The organism is Photobacterium sp. WH77, assembly GCF_022014395.1.
Taxonomy (GTDB): Bacteria; Pseudomonadota; Gammaproteobacteria; order Enterobacterales; family Vibrionaceae; genus Photobacterium; species Photobacterium arenosum.
Map to the genome: position 1 here is coordinate 133,849 of NZ_JAKLTE010000008.1, position 20,661 is coordinate 154,509.

General features: G+C 49.2%; 13 protein-coding genes and 2 pseudogenes. 10 read left to right on the forward strand and 5 right to left on the reverse strand.

Annotation, left to right across the window (positions count from 1 at the left end; genetic code table 11):
• The first annotated feature begins 78 nt into the window (after nucleotides 1-78).
• On the forward strand, nucleotides 79-615 hold the full coding sequence (locus L6J37_RS10695) for a cysteine hydrolase family protein (RefSeq protein WP_237795038.1): 537 nt from the start codon (nucleotides 79-81) through the stop codon (nucleotides 613-615).
• A gap of 69 nt (nucleotides 616-684) precedes the next feature.
• Here L6J37_RS10695 and malT read toward each other — a convergent pair whose 3' ends face one another.
• Nucleotides 685-3,402, reverse strand: coding sequence for an HTH-type transcriptional regulator MalT (gene malT / locus L6J37_RS10700; RefSeq protein WP_237795039.1), 2,718 nt, complete (start codon nucleotides 3,400-3,402; stop codon nucleotides 685-687).
• A gap of 384 nt (nucleotides 3,403-3,786) precedes the next feature.
• Here malT and L6J37_RS10705 point away from each other — a divergent pair, with 384 nt between their 5' ends.
• From L6J37_RS10705 to glgB, 3 genes and pseudogenes are all read left to right on the forward strand, one after another.
• Nucleotides 3,787-6,249: a glycogen/starch/alpha-glucan phosphorylase gene (locus L6J37_RS10705; protein ID WP_237795041.1), complete on the forward strand. Its 2,463-nt coding sequence runs from the start codon at nucleotides 3,787-3,789 to the stop codon at nucleotides 6,247-6,249.
• Between the two features lie 103 nt (nucleotides 6,250-6,352).
• Nucleotides 6,353-8,536 carry a 4-alpha-glucanotransferase gene (malQ, locus tag L6J37_RS10710; RefSeq protein ID WP_237795043.1) on the forward strand — a complete coding sequence of 728 codons (2,184 nt, stop codon included), beginning with the start codon at nucleotides 6,353-6,355 and terminating at the stop codon, nucleotides 8,534-8,536.
• Between the two features lie 51 nt (nucleotides 8,537-8,587).
• Nucleotides 8,588-10,468: pseudogene (glgB, locus tag L6J37_RS10715) on the forward strand (1,4-alpha-glucan branching protein GlgB); the annotation flags it as partial.
• Nucleotides 10,469-10,543: 75 nt separating this feature from the next.
• On the opposite strand, the gene L6J37_RS10720 reads toward glgB, so the two are convergent.
• Nucleotides 10,544-11,062: an RNA methyltransferase gene (locus L6J37_RS10720; RefSeq protein WP_237795045.1), complete on the reverse strand. Its 519-nt coding sequence runs from the start codon at nucleotides 11,060-11,062 to the stop codon at nucleotides 10,544-10,546.
• A 1,044-nt stretch (nucleotides 11,063-12,106) separates the two neighbouring features.
• On the opposite strand from L6J37_RS10720, the gene L6J37_RS10725 reads away from it, so the two are divergent.
• Nucleotides 12,107-13,243, forward strand: a complete 1,137-nt coding sequence (locus tag L6J37_RS10725) for a DNA cytosine methyltransferase (RefSeq protein WP_237795047.1) — start codon at nucleotides 12,107-12,109, stop codon at nucleotides 13,241-13,243.
• Between the two features lie 8 nt (nucleotides 13,244-13,251).
• Complete coding sequence (locus L6J37_RS10730) at nucleotides 13,252-13,980, forward strand: GIY-YIG nuclease family protein (RefSeq protein ID WP_237795049.1); 729 nt, start codon at nucleotides 13,252-13,254, stop codon at nucleotides 13,978-13,980.
• A 178-nt stretch (nucleotides 13,981-14,158) separates the two neighbouring features.
• Here L6J37_RS10730 and L6J37_RS10735 read toward each other — a convergent pair whose 3' ends face one another.
• Complete coding sequence (locus tag L6J37_RS10735; RefSeq protein ID WP_237795051.1) at nucleotides 14,159-14,422, reverse strand: hypothetical protein; 264 nt, start codon at nucleotides 14,420-14,422, stop codon at nucleotides 14,159-14,161.
• A gap of 168 nt (nucleotides 14,423-14,590) precedes the next feature.
• Between L6J37_RS10735 and L6J37_RS10740 the strand changes: the two are divergent.
• Both L6J37_RS10740 and L6J37_RS10745 read left to right on the forward strand, forming a co-directional pair.
• Nucleotides 14,591-15,507, forward strand: a pseudogene (locus L6J37_RS10740) (alpha/beta hydrolase).
• 207 nt (nucleotides 15,508-15,714) lie between these two features.
• Nucleotides 15,715-16,197 carry a GNAT family N-acetyltransferase gene (locus tag L6J37_RS10745; protein ID WP_237795053.1) on the forward strand — a complete coding sequence of 161 codons (483 nt, stop codon included), beginning with the start codon at nucleotides 15,715-15,717 and terminating at the stop codon, nucleotides 16,195-16,197.
• 591 nt (nucleotides 16,198-16,788) lie between these two features.
• On the opposite strand, the gene L6J37_RS10750 is transcribed toward L6J37_RS10745, so the two are convergent.
• On the reverse strand, nucleotides 16,789-17,157 hold the full coding sequence (locus L6J37_RS10750) for a hypothetical protein (RefSeq protein ID WP_237795056.1): 369 nt from the start codon (nucleotides 17,155-17,157) through the stop codon (nucleotides 16,789-16,791).
• 287 nt (nucleotides 17,158-17,444) lie between these two features.
• On the opposite strand from L6J37_RS10750, the gene L6J37_RS10755 reads away from it, so the two are divergent.
• A complete protein-coding gene (locus L6J37_RS10755) occupies nucleotides 17,445-18,665 on the forward strand; it encodes an autotransporter outer membrane beta-barrel domain-containing protein (protein WP_237795058.1) in 1,221 nt (406 codons plus the stop codon).
• A gap of 93 nt (nucleotides 18,666-18,758) precedes the next feature.
• Here the strand turns inward: L6J37_RS10755 and L6J37_RS10760 are convergent, their stop codons facing one another.
• Nucleotides 18,759-19,658, reverse strand: coding sequence for a LysR family transcriptional regulator (locus L6J37_RS10760; RefSeq protein WP_237795060.1), 900 nt, complete (start codon nucleotides 19,656-19,658; stop codon nucleotides 18,759-18,761).
• Nucleotides 19,659-19,766: 108 nt separating this feature from the next.
• On the opposite strand from L6J37_RS10760, the gene L6J37_RS10765 reads away from it, so the two are divergent.
• Nucleotides 19,767-20,624 (forward strand): TauD/TfdA dioxygenase family protein, encoded by an 858-nt coding sequence (locus tag L6J37_RS10765; protein ID WP_192013615.1) that lies wholly within the window; start codon nucleotides 19,767-19,769, stop codon nucleotides 20,622-20,624.
• Nucleotides 20,625-20,661 lie beyond the last annotated feature (37 nt).

The following is a 20,661-nucleotide window of genomic DNA, read 5'->3' on the forward strand; positions in this document are numbered from 1 at the left end:
GTTTAACTGCATATTGTGCATTTGTTGACTGACTATCACTGACATTCTCTCCACCACACAATAATGTAAGGACACACGATGAAAACAGCCGTTCTGGTTATCGACGTACAGCGTATCTGCTTTGAACCTGAGCCTCAGCCATTTGAAGCGGATGCCGTGGTTGCACGGATTAATCAGCTCACCACATGGGCCAGAGAGAAAGCCTTGCCTGTGATTGTTGTTCAGCATGAAGAGCCTGATACTGAGATAGCCTATCAGAGCGAAGGCTGGCAGTTGCATACCGATCTGATCACCGCAGAAGGCGATGTTTTTGTGCGTAAAACGACGCCGGACGCCTTCCATGATACGGTACTGAAAACCACCTTGGATCGTCTTGAAATCGAACAACTTGTCGTCTGCGGTTACGCGACGGATTTTTGTGTGGATACCACCACGCGGCGTGCGGCAGTGCTGGGTTATGAGATTGAATTAGTGTCTGATGCGCATACAACCCATGACAAGCCGTATGCTTCCGGCGAGTTGATCCGGCAGCATCATACCTTTGTGCTGTCGGCAGCCGATAGTTTTCCAACCAAGATTAAGGCGGTCACGACAGCAGATCTGCTTGAACGCTGATTGTCTGCAAAAAAGAGCCGGGGATGAGTTGTGGGGGAGGAGAGCCTCCCCCTGTTTAATACCTGAGTATCAAGATGCCTGGTAACCCATCAGGCTAAGCAGTTCCTGAGCAGTTTCAATGGCTTCGCTGCGGTTAGCGATGTTGAGCTTCTGATACAGATTACGAATGTGCGTTTTTATCGTCGTAGCGGCTACGTCCAGTTCAGAAGCAATCTGCTCGTTGCTGTAACCGGTATAAATTAATCCCAGCACCTGCCATTCCCTTTGTGTCAGCGGACTGGTTCTAATCAGCTCGGGCAAGTCAGGTAAATTGAGCAACTTTTCCACAAAGGCTTCATCAAAATGGACCAGCCGATGGCGCTCTTTACTGTTCATTTCACGCAGTAACTGACGTGCCCTGTGTTGCGACAACTCGTTTAATAGTTTTTCATCAATCAGTTCTTGCAGTAAGTCCTGAATGTCTTCGGCTGCAATCAGGAAGTTGCCGACCATGCCTGTGCTGTTGGTCAGCCGTAGTGCTTCGGCAAGGTGGGTTAACGCGGCGTTGCGATCACCGGCTTTTTTCCTGATCACGGCCTGAAGGATCAGGTTACGGTTTCTGTCGGTTATCAAATGATGCTTATCGCAACTGTCCAGCAGCATGCTGAGAATATGCTGGGCCTCGTCAATCTGCCCCAGCATCAGGTGCGCCATGGCCAGATTTCGCCATTGTTGCTGCTGGAAATGGTTGCAGGCGCCTTCCGGCTGTTCTGCCTGTGATAACCAGTGGCGGACACTCTCCAGCTCTTTGGTTCGTTGCCAGTAAAGCAGATTAGCGACATCGGTATTCGCCCGCCAGTCGATGTGGAAATCCGCGGTTTCCATGAGGTCATTACAGCGTTGCAGATAACGGGCGGCTTTGTCCTGTTCACCCCGGGTGATAGCAATTCTGGCCAGCATTGAGTAAGCCTGCAGGGATTTAGTGTCATCATAGGGGGCCAGCACATCCAGGCTTTTCAGTGCTGCTTCTTCTGCTTCATCAAGCCGGTTCCAGCACCAGAGTATCTGCGACTTCAGACGCAGCAGAAATTCATGCATGGGGACCTGCTGTAATTGCTGTTCACGGACTAACTTGAATCCTTGTTCCAACAATTCATAGGCGGGCTGTACTGAGCCCTGCGCCAGCAGTATTTCACTTTGCTGCAACAAGGCCCAGAGTGCCTGATGATACACATGGTATTGGCGCGCCATTTTTTCAGTCTGCTGCATCATAGGAAGCGCACGGCTCAGATTGCCGAGGCAGTGATGGACTTCACCCACCACAGAGGTGGCGACGATGCGGCTGCGATAGGTGTTGGCCGGCAATTGTCCCAGAGCCTGCTCAGAGAGCAATAAGGCTTCCTCAGGTTTGCTTTGATTAATCGCAACCTGCGCACGTAGCGCATTGAATTCGCCCTGAAGGGCATCATTGAAACTGATGTTATTACTTTGCATTTCAGCTTCAGATTCCGCAATCAGATCGCCCACTTCGTTATACCTGTGCTGGCTTTGAACCAGCCAGAGTCTGAGCAGGATCAGGCGCGGGCTGCTAAAGAGCATGCTGCGATCTAACGTTGCTATGCATTCTTCCAGCAGTTTGAGTTCTCCGTGGTGAAACATACTCCAGCCATGATCGCTGAGAATAGAAACCATCATCGGCTGATTGTTGCTTTTTCGCACATGGTAAAGCGCTTGCTGCGGGCTGCTTTGATTCAGCCAGGCTTTCGCCGCTTTGTTATGCAAATCCTTTCGCTGTTCAGGAATATGCGAGTGACGTTTGTGGCGCAGAAATTCAGCAAAGAGGTGATGGAATCTGTACCAGTTATCTGCCCCTTCCAGCGGGGTGATAAAGAGTCCGTAGCGGTTCAGGTACTCCAGCTTCACCAGTGCATCGCTGCGCCCGGTTAAATCAATCACCAGTTCAGCGTTAAACATATCCAGCACAGAGCATTGCAGCAGGAAGGATCTCGTGTCTTCATCGAGTAAATCAAAGACTTCTTCAGCCAGGTAGTCCCAAAGGTGGCTGCGATTAAAGTTGGCCAGAGACAGCGCCGATTCAATCAGATGGTTCGGCTTTTGCTGCGCATGCAGGGCAATCAGCTGCAAGGCAGAGGGCCAGCCTTCCACCTGAGCACGAAGACTGCTGAGTGCACTGGTTTCGATCTCATTGGCAACACGTTTGCTGAAAAATCGCGTGGTTTCTTCTTCATCAAAGGCCAGCCATTCATGATCGACTTCGATCAGCAGATCTCTGACCCTCAGGTTTGCTGTCCCCAATGGCGGCAGGCTGCGGCTGGTGACGACCAGAGTCAGTTCATCCGGCATGTTTTTCAGGAAGAAACGCATACCGTCATGTATGTCTTCGTTATTGATGACATGATAGTCATCCAGAACCAGATAGGTCTGGTGCGGATAATCCTGCAGTTCGGCAAATAATTCACTGAACAGGGTGTTCAGACAGGCGAATTGCCGGCGCTCCGCCATCGCCCTGGTTTTCAGACAGGCGTCGTTTGTGGCTTTATTGAGGGCCTGTAACAGGTAATTCGCAAAGCGGAAGGTGTCATTATCACTGTCATCTAGGTTAATCCAGCCAGTATGCGGATGCTCATTCAGCCATTGAGAAGCCATGGTGGTTTTGCCATAGCCCGCCGGCGAACGGAAAAGCACCAGGCGGTATGAGGGGGCCTGGTGCAACAGGTCCAGCAGTCTGGGACGCATAATCGCATTGTGTAACCGTCCGGGACGGGTAAGCTTTGAAGGTATCCACATAATTCTGATTAATCTTTATTGTGATGAATGATTGTGCAGGCGCATTTATCATTACCCGAGTTACTCACTAAATCATCAGTTGTTATACCTCTCATCCCCATAAATAAGGGGTCGGTCACATTTCCATAACCTGTACAGTTATTTTTATTACTTCCCTGTACAAGCGCATTGCAGCGATATTTGTGATAAACATCGGAACCGCAGCGGTGAAGCCCCCGAAAAGTCAGCGGCTTGTCACACTATTCTCGCGAACTGATCACTACGCCCTCGTGCTCCTCCCTCCACCTCTACAGCATGGGATGATGTTTTTCCAGTACCGCGCAGGCAGCATTAGCCTCAACAGTTTTTCCTTTTCTACAATTACAACCCGACAGCGAGAAACGAATGATGCAAACGCAAACCAAGATGCCTACCTTTGATAAGGCGGCTTTTCAGGCTTCGGTTGAGCAACATCTTCTGGTTACCTATGCGCAGACACCAGCGACAGCGACGTCACGCCATTGGTATCTGGCCATGAGCCGTGCACTGGCAGACATAAGCACAGGCAACCTCATTGAAACCGAGCAGCAGTTATCTGACCAATCCTGCCGCAGCGTGAATTACCTCTCACTGGAATTTTTGATTGGTCGTCTGACCGGTAACAATCTGATCAGCCTGGGCTTGTATGAGCAGGTTTCCGGCGCCATGGCTGCGCTTGGTCAGAACCTGACAGATTTGCTGGAAGAAGAGCGCGATCCTGCGCTTGGTAATGGCGGACTGGGCCGGTTGGCGGCATGTTTTATGGACTCACTGGCCGCGCAGGAGTTTCCGGCTGTGGGTTATGGTTTGCACTATGAGTACGGGTTGTTCAGGCAATCCTTTGATCATGGCCGCCAGATGGAAGCCCCGGATGCATGGCGAGGTCAGGAAGGCTATCCCTGGGAAGTTTTGCGTCCGGAGCTGAACCAGAAAGTTGGCTTGTATGGTCATGTCGAGGTGTACACCGATGACGCTGGCGCAGAGCGTCGCCGCTGGGTGCCGGGTATGCAAGTAGACGGGATCGCCTGGGATCTGCCGATTATCGGTTATCAGAATAACAGCGTTTATCCTCTGCGCCTGTGGGAGTGCCGTGCGCCGGCACCGTTTGATCTGGCGCTGTTTAACGACGGCGATTACATCGCGGCGCAGCAGGCGGCGATTCAGGCTGGTAGTGTCACGAAAGTGCTGTACCCGAATGACAATCATGAGCAGGGTAAAACCTTGCGCCTGATGCAGCAGTATTTCCACTGCGCCTGCTCGGTGGCCGATATTCTGCGTCGTCATCTGGCCGCAGGCCATGCGATTGAAGATCTGGCCAAGCTGGAAACCATTCAGCTGAACGACACCCACCCGACAATCGCGATTCCCGAACTGATGCGCATTCTGCTGGATGAGCACTACATGAGCTGGGACGATGCCTGGTCTGTCTGTAACTCAGTCTTTGCCTACACCAACCATACCTTGCTGCCGGAAGCACTGGAGACCTGGAGCGAATCACTGATCGCTAATCTGTTACCGCGTCACTTAGAGATCATCTTTGAGATCAACCACAGATTCATGGATCTGGTCGAGGCAAATTGGCCGGGCAATGATGAGGTGAAGCGTAAACTGTCTGTCATTCAGGAAGGCAACCAGCGTATGGTGCGCATGGCAAACCTGTGTGTGATTGGCGGTTATGCGGTGAACGGGGTGGCAGCGCTGCACTCGGAGCTGGTCAAGCGTGACCTTTTCCCTGAGTTCGACGCACTGTATCCGGGTAAACTTCAGAACGTCACTAACGGTGTGACCCCGCGTCGCTGGCTGAAATTCTGTAACCCGGCACTGAGCGCACTGATAGATGAAAAAATCGGCACAGACTGGCCGGCTAAGCTGGAACAACTGTCGTCGCTGGCTGACTTTGCCGATGATGCCGAGTTCCAGCACGCTTTCATGGCAGTGAAGAAGGCCAACAAACAGCGTCTGGCCGATTGGGTGTCCGACAACATGGGGATTACGCTTAACACAGATGCCATCTTCGATGTGCAGATTAAGCGACTTCATGAATATAAACGCCAGCACCTGAACCTGGTGCATATATTGTCGCTCTATCACCGTCTGCTCAATGATCCTAAGTTTGATATGCAGCCGCGGGTGTTCATTTTCGCGGCCAAAGCCGCGCCGGGTTACGCGCTGGCGAAAGACATCATTTTTGCCATCAACAAAGTGGCAGACAAAGTGAACAATGATCCGCGTCTTGCTGGCAAGCTGAAAGTGGTCTTCATTCCTGATTATCGTGTCAGTCTGGCGGAGATCATCATCCCGGCTGCGGATGTGTCGGAGCAAATCTCGACCGCAGGTAAAGAAGCCTCCGGCACCGGAAATATGAAACTGGCCCTGAACGGTGCGCTGACTGTCGGCACCATGGACGGCGCCAATGTTGAGATCCGTGAAGAAGTCGGCGATGACAATATCTTTATCTTTGGTTTGCTGGTGGACGAAGTCATGGAACTGGTTCAGAAAGGCTATCAGCCAACCCGTTACTACGAGTCTGACAGTCTGCTGAAAGCCTCGCTGGATCTGCTGCTGGGCGATACGTTTACACCGGGTGAGCCTGACGCACTGGCAGGCATTCGACACAACCTGCTGGAAGGGGGCGATCCGTATCTGGTGCTGGCCGATTTTGCTGATTACGTCACGGCGCAGGAACGCATTGACCACGCTTACCGGGATAAAGCCGGTTGGGCGCGAAAAGCGATACTCAATACCGCGCTGGTCGGCAAGTTCAGCTCGGACCGCAGTATTCGCGATTATGTAGAGAACATTTGGCAACTAAAAGCGGTAAAACGCTGATATTTTTGCCGGGGCTGTGTAGTCCCGGCGTTATTGTAAGTAGTGACATAGGCTGAATTTGTGGGAGAGACAGTCAGCCTTAACCGTGTCACGGAGAAGAAGAATGAGAACAGAAAAGGTTGTGAAAGAGATTGCCAGACAGGCCGGGCTGGCTGACAGCTACATCAGTGCCTGGGGTGCGGAAACATCTGTAAGTACTGAGACACTGAGCCGGTTACTGAGCGCACTGGGTTACGATACCAGCAGTGATCAGGCGCTGGAATCCTCAGCGGCCAGATTACAGCCGAGAGAAGTGCTGGCCCCGGTGAAAGTCGTCCACCGCGGTGAACCTGTGCATATCGAACTGACTTTGGGACGCAGTGCCCGTATCAGCGATTTCAGCTGGCGGCTGGAAACGGAACAGGGTGAAGTCATGGAAGGCTGGCTGCAGTCGCAGTTGGTGACAGATGACCGTGAGCAGGGCGGCGGTATGACGTTTGCGCTGCCTGACCTTGCGCTGGGCTATCACAGGCTTGAGATTTTCCGTAAACGCCGTCAGTCACCTTATGAGATGACATTGATTGTCACCCCCACGGCTTGTTATAAGCAGCCGGCACTGGATAAGGGCAAGAAGCTCTGGGGCGCCAGTGTCCAGTTGTATTCAGTGCGTACCGGTCATAACTGGGGTATCGGCGATTTTGGCGATCTCAAGCATCTGGTGTCTGATATTGCCTCTCGTGGCGGCGATTTTGTCGGCCTGAACCCGATCCATTCTTTGTTTCCGGCCAATCCGGAAGGTGCCAGCCCGTACAGTCCGTCTTCCCGCCGCTGGCTGAACATTATCTACATTGATGTGTGTTCCGTCCCGGAATTTGCTCAGTGTGATGAGGCGTTGCAATTAGTGGGCAGTGACGAATTCCAGCAGCGCCTGGTGGCGGCCCGTGACAGTAACTGGGTCAATTACAGTGAAGTGGCCTGCCTGAAAATGACTGTGTTGCCAATGCTGTTTCACACCTTTCAGCAGCGTCATCTGGCATCACTGACCGCCCGTGGCCGACAGTTTCTTGATTTCGTTGAAAACGGCGGTGAAAGCCTGCTGCACCAGGCCGCGTTTGATGCACTCCATGCCGAGCTGAAAAATCAGCACGATCAAACCTGGGGCTGGCCGGTTTTCCCGGAGCAGTATCGTCACTTCGATAACGCCGCGGTAAAACAGTTTATCGCTGCGCATCCAGAGCAGGTTCAACTGTATATGTACCTCCAGTGGCTGGCAGATACCCAGCTGGCTGAAGCGCAGCAACTTGCCGAAGAGAAAGGCATGGTCATGGGGCTTTACCGGGATCTGGCCGTCGGAGTATGCGATTCCGGCGCCGAAACCTGGGCAGATCATGATGCGCTGTGCCAGGGTGTCAGCGTTGGTGCGCCGCCGGATATTCTGGGCCCGCTGGGACAGAACTGGGGATTACCACCGTTTAACCCGCAGGCTTTGCGCAAAACCGCCTATCAGCCGTTCATTGAATTGCTGCGTGCCAATATGCGCCATTGCGGTGCGCTGCGTATCGATCATGTACTGGGTCTGCTTCGGTTGTGGTGGATTCCAAAAGGCGAATCGGCCAAGCAAGGCGCTTATATGTACTATCCGGTCGATGATCTGATGGCGATTCTCGCGCTGGAAAGTCACCGCCATCAATGCACCGTGATTGGTGAAGACCTGGGTACAGTGCCTGATGAAATTGTCGATAAACTGGCGAGCGCTGGTATTCACTCTTATAAGGTGTTTTTCTTCGAAACCGCTGAAGACGGTGGCTATTATTCGCCGTCGCATTATACCGCTCAGTCTATGTCGGCCCTGTGTACCCACGATATGCCGACCTTAAGAGGCTTCTGGCATTGTGACGATCTCAAGCTCGGGCGTGATCTGGGTTTGTACCCGGATGAGCAGCAACTGCAGGGATTGTTCGACAGCCGTGCCGAGAGCAAACAGCGCATTCTGGACAGCGTCAACTGGCATGGCTTCCTGCCGCACAATGTCGGCCGTGATGCTCAGTATGTGCCTATGGACCGTACTCTGGCCGAAGCGCTGCAGTTGCATCTTGCCGCGGGTTCCAGCGCATTGCTCAGCCTGCAGCTGGAAGACTGGCTGGAAATGGATAAGCCGGTCAATATTCCGGGCACGGTAGATGAGTATCCGAACTGGCGCCGCAAGCTGTCGGTGAATCTTGAAGACTTGTTTAACCGTCAGGACATCATGGATCTGACTAAGCGGTTGACGGATGTACGCCGCCAGGCTGCCGAGAAGCAGGAGTAAATCGTGAGCGCCGGACATGTAAAGATCAAAGACTGGTTGCCGGATCTGGCTGAACTGGCTCACCCCTCAAGCCAGTATCACCATATGGGTGCGCAACTGTTAACGCTGGAAACCGGCGGCTCACCGATCTCCGGCGTACGTTTTCTGGTGTATGCGCCTAATGCCTCGGCGGTGAGCGTGGTGGGTGATTTTAACCACTGGGACAGTCGCAGCCACCCTTTATCCTCGCTGGAGCAAGGGTACTGGGGCTGCTTTGTCGACGGTCTGGCAGCCGGTGAACGCTATAAATTTGAGCTGCGCGATCAGGCGGGTAACAGCCTGCCTCACAAGGCCGATCCCTGGGGCTATCAGGCCGAGCAGTATCCGTCATTTGCGTCCAGAGTCTATGATCACAGCCGTTATCACTGGCAGGACTCATCGTGGCAGCAGCGGCAGGTGACAGCCAAACACGAACAGCCGCTTTCGATTTACGAGTTGCATCTGGGCTCGTGGCGACGGCAGGCATCCGGTGAAAGCTTGAGCTACCGGCAGCTGGCGGCAGAGCTGATCCCGTACCTGACGGATATGGGATACACCCATGTTGAGCTGATGCCAGTGGCGGAACATCCCTTTTACGGCTCCTGGGGCTATCAGCCGGTGGGGCTGTTTGCCCCGACCAGCCGTTATGGCTCGCCGGATGATTTTAAGTATTTCGTCGACCAGTGCCATCAGGCCGGGGTGGGCGTGATTCTTGACTGGGTGCCGGCACATTTCCCAGCCGATGATCACGGCCTGGCCTTTTTTGACGGCACCGCCTTGTTCCATGATCCGGATCCGCGTCGCGGCTGGCATCAGGACTGGCAGAGCTATATCTACGACTATGGTCGAGAGCACGTGCGCCGTTTTCTGGTCGCCAATGCCCTGTACTGGTTTGAGCATTTTCATATCGACGGCCTGCGGGTCGATGCTGTCGCATCTATGTTGTATCTGGATTACTCACGACAGCCCGGAGAATGGATACCCAATGCCGAAGGCGGCAACATCAATCATGATGCTGCCAGTTTATTGCGCTGGATGAATGAAGAAGTGTACCGCCTGTATCCCAATGCCATGACGATTGCGGAAGAGTCGACCAGTTTTCCCGGCGTCTCCAGGCCAACTTATGAAGGCGGGCTGGGGTTTGGGTTCAAATGGAACATGGGCTGGATGCACGACAGCCTGAGTTATATCCGGCAAGATCCGATTTACCGGCAGCACCATCACGATACGCTGACTTTTCCTTTGGTATACGCCTTTAGCGAGAATTACGTTCTCTCGCTGTCACATGATGAAGTTGTCTATGGCAAAGGTTCGCTGCTCAATAAAATGCCGGGCGATGAATGGCAGCAAACCGCCAATTTGCGCGCCTATATGGCGTATATGTATGGTCAGCCGGGCAAAAAGCTGAACTTTATGGGCGCAGAAATCGCCCAGAGTGCGGAGTGGAATCACGATGGGGTGCTGGAGTGGCATTACCTGCAGTATGACCGCCATACCGGCGTACAGCGTTTAGTGCGGGCGTTAAATGCCCTATATCAGTCAACCCCGGCTCTGTATGAACTGGATTGTGATGCTTCCGGCTTTGCCTGGTGCGTGCACAATGATGCGTCCCGCAGTGTGATTGCTCATGAGCGCTTCGCCCGCAATGGCGACAAGGTGCTGGTGGTCAGTAACTTCACCCCTGTGGCGCGGCAACACTATCTCATACCTGTCCCTCAGCCGGGTCAGTATCGGTTAGTGCTCAATAGTGATGACAGTCAGTACTGGGGCAGCGGGATGCCGGTAGAACAAACGGTGAACACCGTCTGGGATGAGGCGTCGGGTAGTGAAGTGCTGATGATTGATTTGCCGCCATTGTCGACCTTGTTCTGGCAATGTATGCCCGGCGAAGTGGCGATTTCAGATCTCCGCTGAGTACAAGATCCCGCATGGCGCAGACCTGTCGGTTGGAGTGAAACAGCAAGGGCCAGTTTATGGCCCTTTTTTACGTCAAGCGCAGCCTTTGACTTCCAGCCGGTTTTTATTATCCCGGTTCGAGACGATTTGCTGATGATCATCAATGGCGTCCAATGTTTTGGCTAATCTGTCATACAAGACCACATTGACAGTCGCAGCCAGATTCATGCAGCCATTGGTGGGCACATACACAACATGATGGGCTTTATCGACAACCTCTTGTGGCAGTGAGCTGTCCTCTGGGCCAAACACATACACAGCGTTTTCAGGATGGGTAAAGCGAGGCAATGCCGTTGCGCCAACCACCAACTCAACACACACGATTTCTACATCATCGGCTAACCCGGCCGTAAGCTCGTCCATCTCAACCAATTCAATACGTTCATGGCTGTTATGGGTATCGGTGTGGAATTTTGCTGCGCGGTTATAGCGGGTACCGTTATAGCGCACTTCTGTCGCGTCGTAGCAGCCTGCGGCACGCATCACTGCGCCAACATTCGTCGGGCTTTTGGGGTTGTACAGTCCAATAATGACCGTTGACTGTGTTGTCATTGTGTTTGATCTACTTTTGTATTGCTTTAAGGGTTGAGTGTGGGGGATTATCGCCCTAATGCAGCAGAAGTGCTATTGCGGGGTAACATTTTTTGGGATTCGGTGAGTATGTCGCGCTTGAGTTCAGTATTCATTTCGGCATGGTTTGATGCGCGCCAGGTACTCTTTGTTGGGGCAAAGAGTACCCAGAAAGCCCCTTTTTGTTCTTTGGTGTTGGCCGGGGCGGTTATAGGCGCTCCCGGCGCCGACAACCTAAAAATTCGTCCTGAATTTTTCCCTGGGGGAGTGGGTTTCTGTTGGTTTTTTGGGTGTTGTGACTGTCGATTTTGGTACGGCTGAGGTATGTCGCGCTTGAGTCTGGTGGTTCTTTTAGCATGGTGCAATGCGCGCCAGACACTCTTTGTGGGGACAAAGAGTGCCCAGAAAGCCCTTTTTTGTTCTTTGGTGTTGTCCGGGGCGGTTGTAGGCGCTCCCGGCGCCGACAACCTAAAAATTCGTCCTGAATTTTTCCCTGGGGGAGTGGGTTACTTGAATCTTGTGGTGGTTGCTGTGGAGTGTGTTTTCAGGCATACATCATTACCTATCTCTGTCATTGTCGCGCAGGCAGCAACCCATACAGCGAGTGCGGTTTTTGGGGTTTGGTGAGGATGTCACCTGTCTGCTGCATCTGTATGCGGATTAAGTGACTGATGTCTCTTACTCACAAGCCTATGTGCGCTGATTTTTGCGGTAAGTCATGAATTACAAAGAAAGCAAAGAATATCAATTGGGTGGCATAAGAAGTTTGATTGTGATACTTGACATGGTGTCGTATAATTTACTGTTTTTTTATATGGTTAAGTATGAGTAATTAAATATAATCAATTGCTTAGTTGAGTTTTGGTAGGCGGCATACGATATGGTGTTGTACAGCAAAATGTTATGCGCTAAGCCAAAACCGTTATCTATTTAAAAAACGTGTAGCATGTTGTTATTGTCCTTACGATTTGAAGAACATATGTTAGAATTCGTAAATCGATTTTGCAGGAAATGAGTGGATTTCAAATGCCAACATTTTATGAATTTTTCGCAGGTGGCGGAATGGCTCGCTCAGGGCTTGGCGAATCTTGGGATTGTATTTTTGCTAACGATTTTTCTGATCAGAAAGCAAAGTCATACCGTGCGAACTGGGGAAGTGAGCATCTCATTGTTGAAGACATCAACAAAATTCATTCATCTGACTTGCCCGGACATGCTGACTTGGCATGGGCTTCGTTTCCGTGCCAAGATCTTTCTCTTGCTGGGAATGGTGCTGGGCTTCAAGGTTCCCGTTCTGGCACTTTTTGGGGTTTTTTGAAGATCATTCAAGAACTACAATCGGAAGGCCGTAAGCCCTCAATGATTGTTCTTGAAAATGTGTATGGAACATTAACTTCACATGAAGGTAGGGACTTTGAAGCAATTGCAAAGTCTTTAGCTGATGAAGGCTATAACTTTGGTGCAGTTGTTATGGATGCGGTTCATTTTGTCCCGCAATCTAGGCCTCGCGTTTTCATCATTTGTGTTGATGAAAGGCTAGCTATTCCAACTGAAGCCATTTGTGAAAGGGCTTCATCTGCTTGGCATCCTGAGAAAGTAATTTGTGCGTTTAACGCGCTTCCCAACAGAATCAAAAATAAGTGGGTCTGGTGGAATATACCTGAACCTAATCAACACTTAATGACTTTAGCTGAAATTGTTGAGGTTGAGCCGCAGGGTGTTAAATGGCATAGCGATGAAGAAACTCAAAGATTACTTTCAATGATGGCACCGCTGCACCGTAAAAAAGTTCTGTCAGCACAACAAAATGGATCATTGCAAGTCGGAACGATCTACAAACGGACTCGTAATGGCATTCAAAGGGCTGAGGTTCGCTTTGATGGTGTTGCAGGTTGCTTGAGAACACCTGGTGGTGGTTCAAGTCGCCAAACTATCATGGTAGTTGAGGGTTCTATTATCAGAACGCGATTGATCTCACCACGAGAGGCAGCGCGCTTAATGGGTTTGCCAGAGAATTACGTCCTGCCACAAAAATATAATGAAGCATATCATTTGGTTGGTGATGGCGTGGTGGTTCCCGTTGTTTCACATATTAACCAGAATATTCTTCTTCCGATTGTTAATGAAAATTTACAATTTCAAGTTCAAGAATATATTGCATAAGGATGTTCATGTTGGAAGGTTATCTAAACGAGCCAATTGCTGAATATGCTGTTCCCACTGATTCAACCACTGAACTACCTTTTGAAACTAGTGAGCTGCGTAGACTTTTAGAGCAATTTTTGAATCGTATTGTTGACGACCCTTTTAATAAAAAACAAATTAAAGTTGGAAATTTTAAGTGGGGTGTTTATTCATTTTATGACTATGATGATGAGCCAATCTATGTTGGACAAACAAAAGAGTCTTTAAGAACAAGAATACGGAGACACCTGACCAATCAGCGCACTGATGCTGTTGCTATGAATGTTCTTGACCCATTTGAGGTTTATAAGATCGTAGTTTACCCTCTGCCGCAGTTAGAAGTCGCAACTGCCGCAGAAGCAAAAAACATCTTGGATGCTCTAGAGCACAAAATCTACAACCAAGCTATTAAAAACTCAAAGTTTAACGCAATTCTCAACGAAAAGGAGCCTCTAAACCCGCAGGTTGATGTTGATATCCCTACATCCTATGAGGGCGTTATTGTATCTGATGAAATCAAAAAAATTCGTGAGCATCCAGATATCCGCATCGCTAGAAGGACTCAGACTATTTCTCGTCTTGCTCAAGTCATTAGTGAAAGGAAAGTTCAAAAGGGTCTTAGGAAAGTTCTGCTCACACAGGCAAAACGGCTTGAGTGGTTGGCACAGAGAAGGCTGGAATATACGTCTGATCTTTCCGATCAAGATACAGATTAAGTTCCAATAAAGGTATATAAAATAAGGATAAGTGTTGCCGCGCGACACTTATCCGGGTGTTGGACAAACCCAAAGCGGCATTATTATGGAAATAGTTTGGTTGAACGCCGGAGGGCGGCGATGCGGACTATTTTTATCTGGCACAGCAAGCCCATCAGCTCTAAAATGGCTAATAACTTCAGTTGGTTACATGATTGCGCTGAAAGGTGCGACATATTTTGGAGCCATGATCTTTGGGGTATAGCTTAGCTAGCCCTCGGAGCCAGTAACGATAGGCACCACAGGCCTCCATCCCAACAGTAGACTGCGGGATATTGGCAAACGTCTTGAGGATTTTTGATCGCGTGATTGTTTTGTGGATCAAGATCTTGCCTTGATGATCTTCACCGTGGATACTGAAGCTATGTTTGGCTAAATCCATGACATAGAAATATTGTGACATGGTGGCCTCCGGTAATTTCGTAGTCAGACTTACCTAGTTTGGTAAAGCCTGATGAGGGGCATGTCATTCGTTATGTTTAATCAGCATCACAAATCACCACTGTTTTTATATACAGAATCTCGTGTTTGCTTATTATGGCTAGCTTTGAGCACTTTCGAAGAATTAAAGATGACCAACTATCTAGAAAACGGGATTAAAGAACTTGTTGAAGAGTTCATCTCTAGTGGGAAACTCTGCCCATCTAAACAAACTATTTCTGAACGTCGGACAGGCTATCTTTCAAGCACAGTGCTAGCCGGCTCCAGTCCCGAAATGGAAGACGAGTTTGTTGATGAATTTAATAATATTCAACTCAAAGTTTATAAACCATCTGATAAAGCTAACTTACCAATTACGATTTACTTTCATGGTGGTTGTTTCATTAGTGGTGGCTTTGAAACACATGAAGCACAACTAAGGCAGTTAGCTCATTTATCAGATACGATAGTGGTTTGTATTAAGTACCGATTGGCACCAGAGCATACATATCCCTCAGCTCATGACGATGTATTACAGGCCGTGTTAAGTATCAAAGAACATGGTCATAAATATGGCGGTAATACTGAAAATGTGTTTTTTGTCGGTGATAGTGCTGGCGGGCAGTTAGCTCTTTCTACGACACTTCGCTTGAAAAACAAAAGACTGTGGCTACCTAAAAAACAAGTATTAATATATCCAATGGTCGATCCCCTTGGGGAGTCTGAAAGTTACCAAAAAACGGCACTGATTTTATCATTACTGCTCAAATGTTACTTTCGGGTTTTCAGCTTTATGCTAGTGATCCAAAGCAGTTGGTTTGTGAACCGGAACTTAATTTACTTGCAAGAAAAGATTTTCAAGGTTTACCGCCAACCTTGATTATTACTGCTGAATTTGACCCACTGCGAGATGAAGGAGAGCAATTGTATAGGTTGCTTCTGTCACAAGGAGTTGAAGCCTATTGTGAACGCTATCTAGGGGTTATACATGGCTTTTATCAATTGTCAGGTGTAAGTGAATCAGCAAGGCGTTGCATTAGAAATATTGCAGACGTAATCAAAAATTAAACATAACAACTAAGAATAAATGTCGCGTAGCCGACACTTTATCCGGGTGTTGGACAAGCCCGAAGTGGCATTATTAAGGAAGTAACTTGGTTGATCGCCGGAGGGCGGCGATGCGGGCTGTTTTTACCAGGCACAGTAAGCCCCTAAGCTATCAGGTGACTAATATTTCAGTTGGAGCATCTGGCTCATTACAAATTAGGAAAATTTGTGAAACTAAAGCAAGTGAGTAAGGAAAACTGCCTTGATCTCCTTTCAATTTTTATTGAGCTTGAAAAGTACTATTTCGGGGATAAAGCTGCATCAGAAATCGAATTGGTTAACTACTTAAGCCAGCAAGTGTTTTCAGAGCATTCAGGTGTGAAAGTGGTTGCGGCCATTGATAACGATAAGGTTGTTGGATTCGCGACCTATGCGATGATGTTTCCCGCGCCGAAACTCTCTGGCCAGATGTACATGAAAGACCTGTTTGTGTCTGCTTCAGCACGCGGTAAAGGTGTAGGTTTGACGTTGATGAGGCACTTGGCTTCAATTGCTGTGAGCCATGATTGTCAGCGTCTGGATTGGACTGCAGAGAGTACGAATCCAACAGCCGGAAAATTCTATGTTTCTATCGGAGCCAGTTTGGTCCAGGAAAAAGAGTATTACCGTTTTGAAGGCAAGGCGTTGAGTGACTTTGCACAGTCTTTATAACAACCGGCTTCGCGGGACTGTGAAACTGTGGCGGTGCTCGTCCATATCTTATTGAAATAGCCTGATGAGGGGTATCCATGTCATTTGTTAGCTGTTTGGGGAGGTTTTTTGAATAATCGGGTCGTTTTTGCTGGTGGCCCTAGTTCGCGTCATCCACTTTTTGAGAAAGCACAGAACTCAAGCGCGACACACCAATACCACTTTTGAAATGGCACTTCTTTACTGGATTCCCGATTGTGCGAGAAAGACAGACCAAGCGTACTTTTCTAAACGAAAGAGATCCCCAACCCCAGAGGAAAATTCAGGACGAATTTTTAGGTTGTCCGCGCCGGGAGCGCCTACAACCGGCCCGGACAACACCAAAGAACTCAAAGGCATTTCTGGTTACGCTTTGTGCCAGCAAAGAGTAACTGGCGCGCGTCACACAATGCCAAGAGATGCACCAAACTCAAGCGCGACAAACCAATTACACTTTTGAAATGGCACTCGCTATCAGGTTTTCCACGGTTGTGTGAATGACGAACCGACGAACCAAGCGTATTTTATTAGCGAAAGTGATCCTCAACCCCAGAGAAAAACTCAGATCAAACCTCAAGCCGCCGGTACTGGCGGCGCTTTCAGATCCAGCGTTTCTAACGGGTTAGGGCAATACTGCCGGGTCTTCTCCATCACCTGTTTTTGCAAGGCTTTATCAGCCTCGATCTCAGGGTACTGTTTCCTGAGATCTTCCATGCACGTCTGCGTGGCTTCCATCATCTTAGTGAGCTCGTCTTTGGAATTCATCAGGCCGGAAAGGTCATTACCTTTATCTGTTTTCACCGCCTGTAACGCTTTCTCAAGTTCGGCATAGGGCTGGGCGAGGCAGCCGCAGACATCTTTTGCGGCCTGGTCCAGATCATCGGCCTGAACAGGAAAAGCCGTCAGGGAGGCGATAAACAAGGGGGCTATCAGGAATTTCATCTCTACCTCCTGGCATGTCCATAAAAAAAGAAAAAGTTTGGTGCTATGCATCAGGTACAGTGTCAGAAAAGTAAATAGCCTGACTTCAACGAGTTGCTCAAGGATCCTGTACCCATTACATACTGAGGCGTAATACTTCGAATCGCAAAAAAATCGTAGTGTTATTTTTGAGACGCTGCTCAAAATTTCACCTCCCTATACTCAAGAGGAAAGCACTTGTGACGATGTATTAGATACGTCTAATGAAGGCGTACGGATAACATAAAGCGTGTAGTTTAGGGGGCTGTATGAAGAGCGCACATCGGTGTCGCGGTGTCGGGTTGTCTGTCGTGGTTGTGGCAGTCACTTTACCATCACTTGCATGGGCAGACAGCGATAAATTCAGCTTTGTCAGTTCGGTATCTGATGAGGTGATCGACTCTTTATCGTCAATGGCCAGCGACGTCAGAGTAGATAAACGCAGTAAGAAAGAATCCCTTCACCCAGCCGCCAGTCTCAATACTTCATCTTTTGCTTTATATCCCGGTGATGTCAGTACACGAACAAGCAGTGTCAGGGAAGATAACCGTCTTCGCACATTCAGTTCTTCATACTTTGGCAGTGATTACGCTAATTCATCCTATTTCGAAAATTCGCAGAGCGGTTTGGGCACCTATATGCGAGTCGATCGCTCGCAGCCGCAGCTTCATTTCAAATCGTCGCTGGTTGATCGCACTGTGCCTGTTAATGATGGTTACTCATTGACCATGGGCGGCGACTATCTGCTGAATAATAATTACCTGTTTGGTTTAGCGCTGGGTATGCCGTCGTACCGAACATCCGGTACTGAAAATGAAAGCAGCAGTGGCGTTGAAGGCTTAGTGGCATCTGGCTATTTCAGCTATTTTGAGAACGAGTGGTTTCTCGATTTTTCCGCCAGCTATGCACTGATAGACAAAGACATGAAACGTCAGGTCAATATGTATACCGATCCTGTGGTCAGCAGTATGGATGATGCCGATTCTGACGTGTGGGTATTTACTCTGGGCGGCGGCTATGTGGTTGACTATCCCTATGCGACCATTGCATTAGAAAGTTCGGTGCAGTACACCTTGTCCGATCAGGACAGGTACAACGAAAGGTTGTCGAAAGGCAATTCAAACTATGTGATTTCACAGGTTGATGATGTCAATAACCTGGAAGGGACCACCTTTATTACTGGTGCATCGATTTCAAAACCCTTCCGAACCAGCTTAGGGCTGTTCCAGCCTTATGTGAAAAGCTATCTGCATTATGACTATCAGTTCGATTCAGAGCGTATTATCAGCCAGTTTAAATCTGCCTACAGCAGCAGTAACCTGCCTGTGATTACTCAGTCGGACGATCAATTTTACGGTCGGTTTCACGCCGGTGTGTCTGGTGCATTTAATGACAAATGGATCGGCTACGCTGAAGCGAGTACGCTGGTTGGGTTAAATGATATGAACCCCACTTTATACAGCATGGGCGTGATTATCCCGTTTAAATAAATTGGGATCTGCAGCTTCGCTGAAAACTGTTTCATCCTCCGGGTATTCTTGTCACCTGCAGGCTATCGCATTGATAGTCGTATCGGTTTCGCGCTACCAACTTTCAGGCAGATGGGTGCTCAGGTAATCGAGAAACAGACTGAGTTTACGGGATCGCTTACTTTTCTCCGCCGATACCAATGCTACGATATTGGCTTTAGGTAACTGATAGTCAGTCAGCACCGGGACCAGCAGACCGGCATCAATTTCCTTCCTGGCATCCCATTCAGAACGCTGAATGATTCCGTAGCCATCCAGAGCCCATTGCTTGGCGACCTGACCGACATTGCAGGATAACTTGGGTTCGATCCGAATACTGATAGTTTGCTTCGACGGAAGATTGAATTTCCACATGGTGACATCTTCGTCATTCTCTTTCAGTGCAATACACGAATGATGGTGAAGGTCTTCCGGTGTTTCCAGCGGTGGTGCGGAAGCCAGGTAACCGGGCGACGCGAGAAGAAAGCGTTTGTTCTCAACCAGGTGAATACATCGCAGCGATGAATCTTTTAACCGCCCGATATAGATCATGACATCCGGCTTGATAGGGTGCGACCAGCTCGGTTTGTCGGTGAGCGTTAAATCAATAATCAGATTGGGGTATTGATTCTGAAACCTGGCGATGAGTGGCGCAATGTGGGTTGTGCCAAATCCCAGCGGGGCAAGGACATTCAGTCTGCCTTCGATCATTGACTGGTTCGACAGGAGATCATTTTGAAGTGCTTCGAGTGCCAGCAGTATCTCTCTGCCTTCTCGGGCAAGCTTTTTTCCTTCCTGCGTCAGCTTGGTGGTTCTCAGATTTCTGTCTACCAAAGTGACGGACATTTTCCGCTCTAATCCCTGTAGACGCTGGGTGACACTGGGTGGTGTCACATTGAGTTTTCTGGCGGCAGCCGCCAGAGAGGGACTGTCTGCAATCACACTGAAAAATTCAATATCCTGAGAATTTATCATTAATCTCTATCTTAATATGGCAATAAATAATGATTAATTTAACTTAATATGCAACCTTGTTACAACTATGTCCGCTCCTTCTAACTGATTAAGAGTGGAATAATTACAATGACTCGTCTTGACGCAACAATTGCTTCATTGGCTAGTGAAGCGAAGCCCCTGGCTCCAAGCTTTGGTTTGGAGTTTACCAACAAGCAACTCGCTACTTTAGTATCAGAGCAGTTCGACGAACTGTACTCGACATTGGTCCGGCATAAGTTACTCATTTTTCGCAAGCAGGACACATCGTCTCAGCAGCTGATGCAGATTGCGGAGCAGCTCGGTAACGTGCAACGCTATCCATTTTCGAGCGGCATTGAAGGCTTCCCGGAAATTGTCGAAATCCGTAAAGAGCCGGATCAGAAAAATGTGTTCAGTGGTGTATGGCATATCGACTCCACTTATCTGGAATCTCCGCCCGATTTCACTCTGCTGGCGGCTAAACAGACACCGGAAGTTGGCGGAGATACGGTATTTTCAGATTCTCAGAAAGCGTTTGCTGCTTTGTCGGAAGGGATGCAGAAATTTCTGCTGTCGGAAAAAGCGGAATTCATTTCAAATAAAATTCAGGAAGCCGGTAATAAAGCCCCGCATCTGGTGAATTTTACAGATATCGCAATGGCTAATACCTTCTTTAGTGCCTCACATTTTGCTGCCAAGCGACATGAAGAATCAGGGATCCCTGGGATCTACGTGAACGCTGAGCACACCAGCCGCTTTACGTCTATGTCAGCAGAAGAGAGTGCGCCTATCCTGGAATATCTCTTTAGCCATATTACCCGTGATGAGTTCACGGCCAGAGTGCGGTGGGAAAACGATACGATTGTATTGTGGGATAACCGTGGCCTTCAGCACCATGCCGTAAACGACTATTACGGCCAGTTGCGTGTGATGCACCGTATTATTGTCCGTTCGGCAATGCGTTAAACAACATACATGTACAGCGCCCGACAATTTGTTGCAG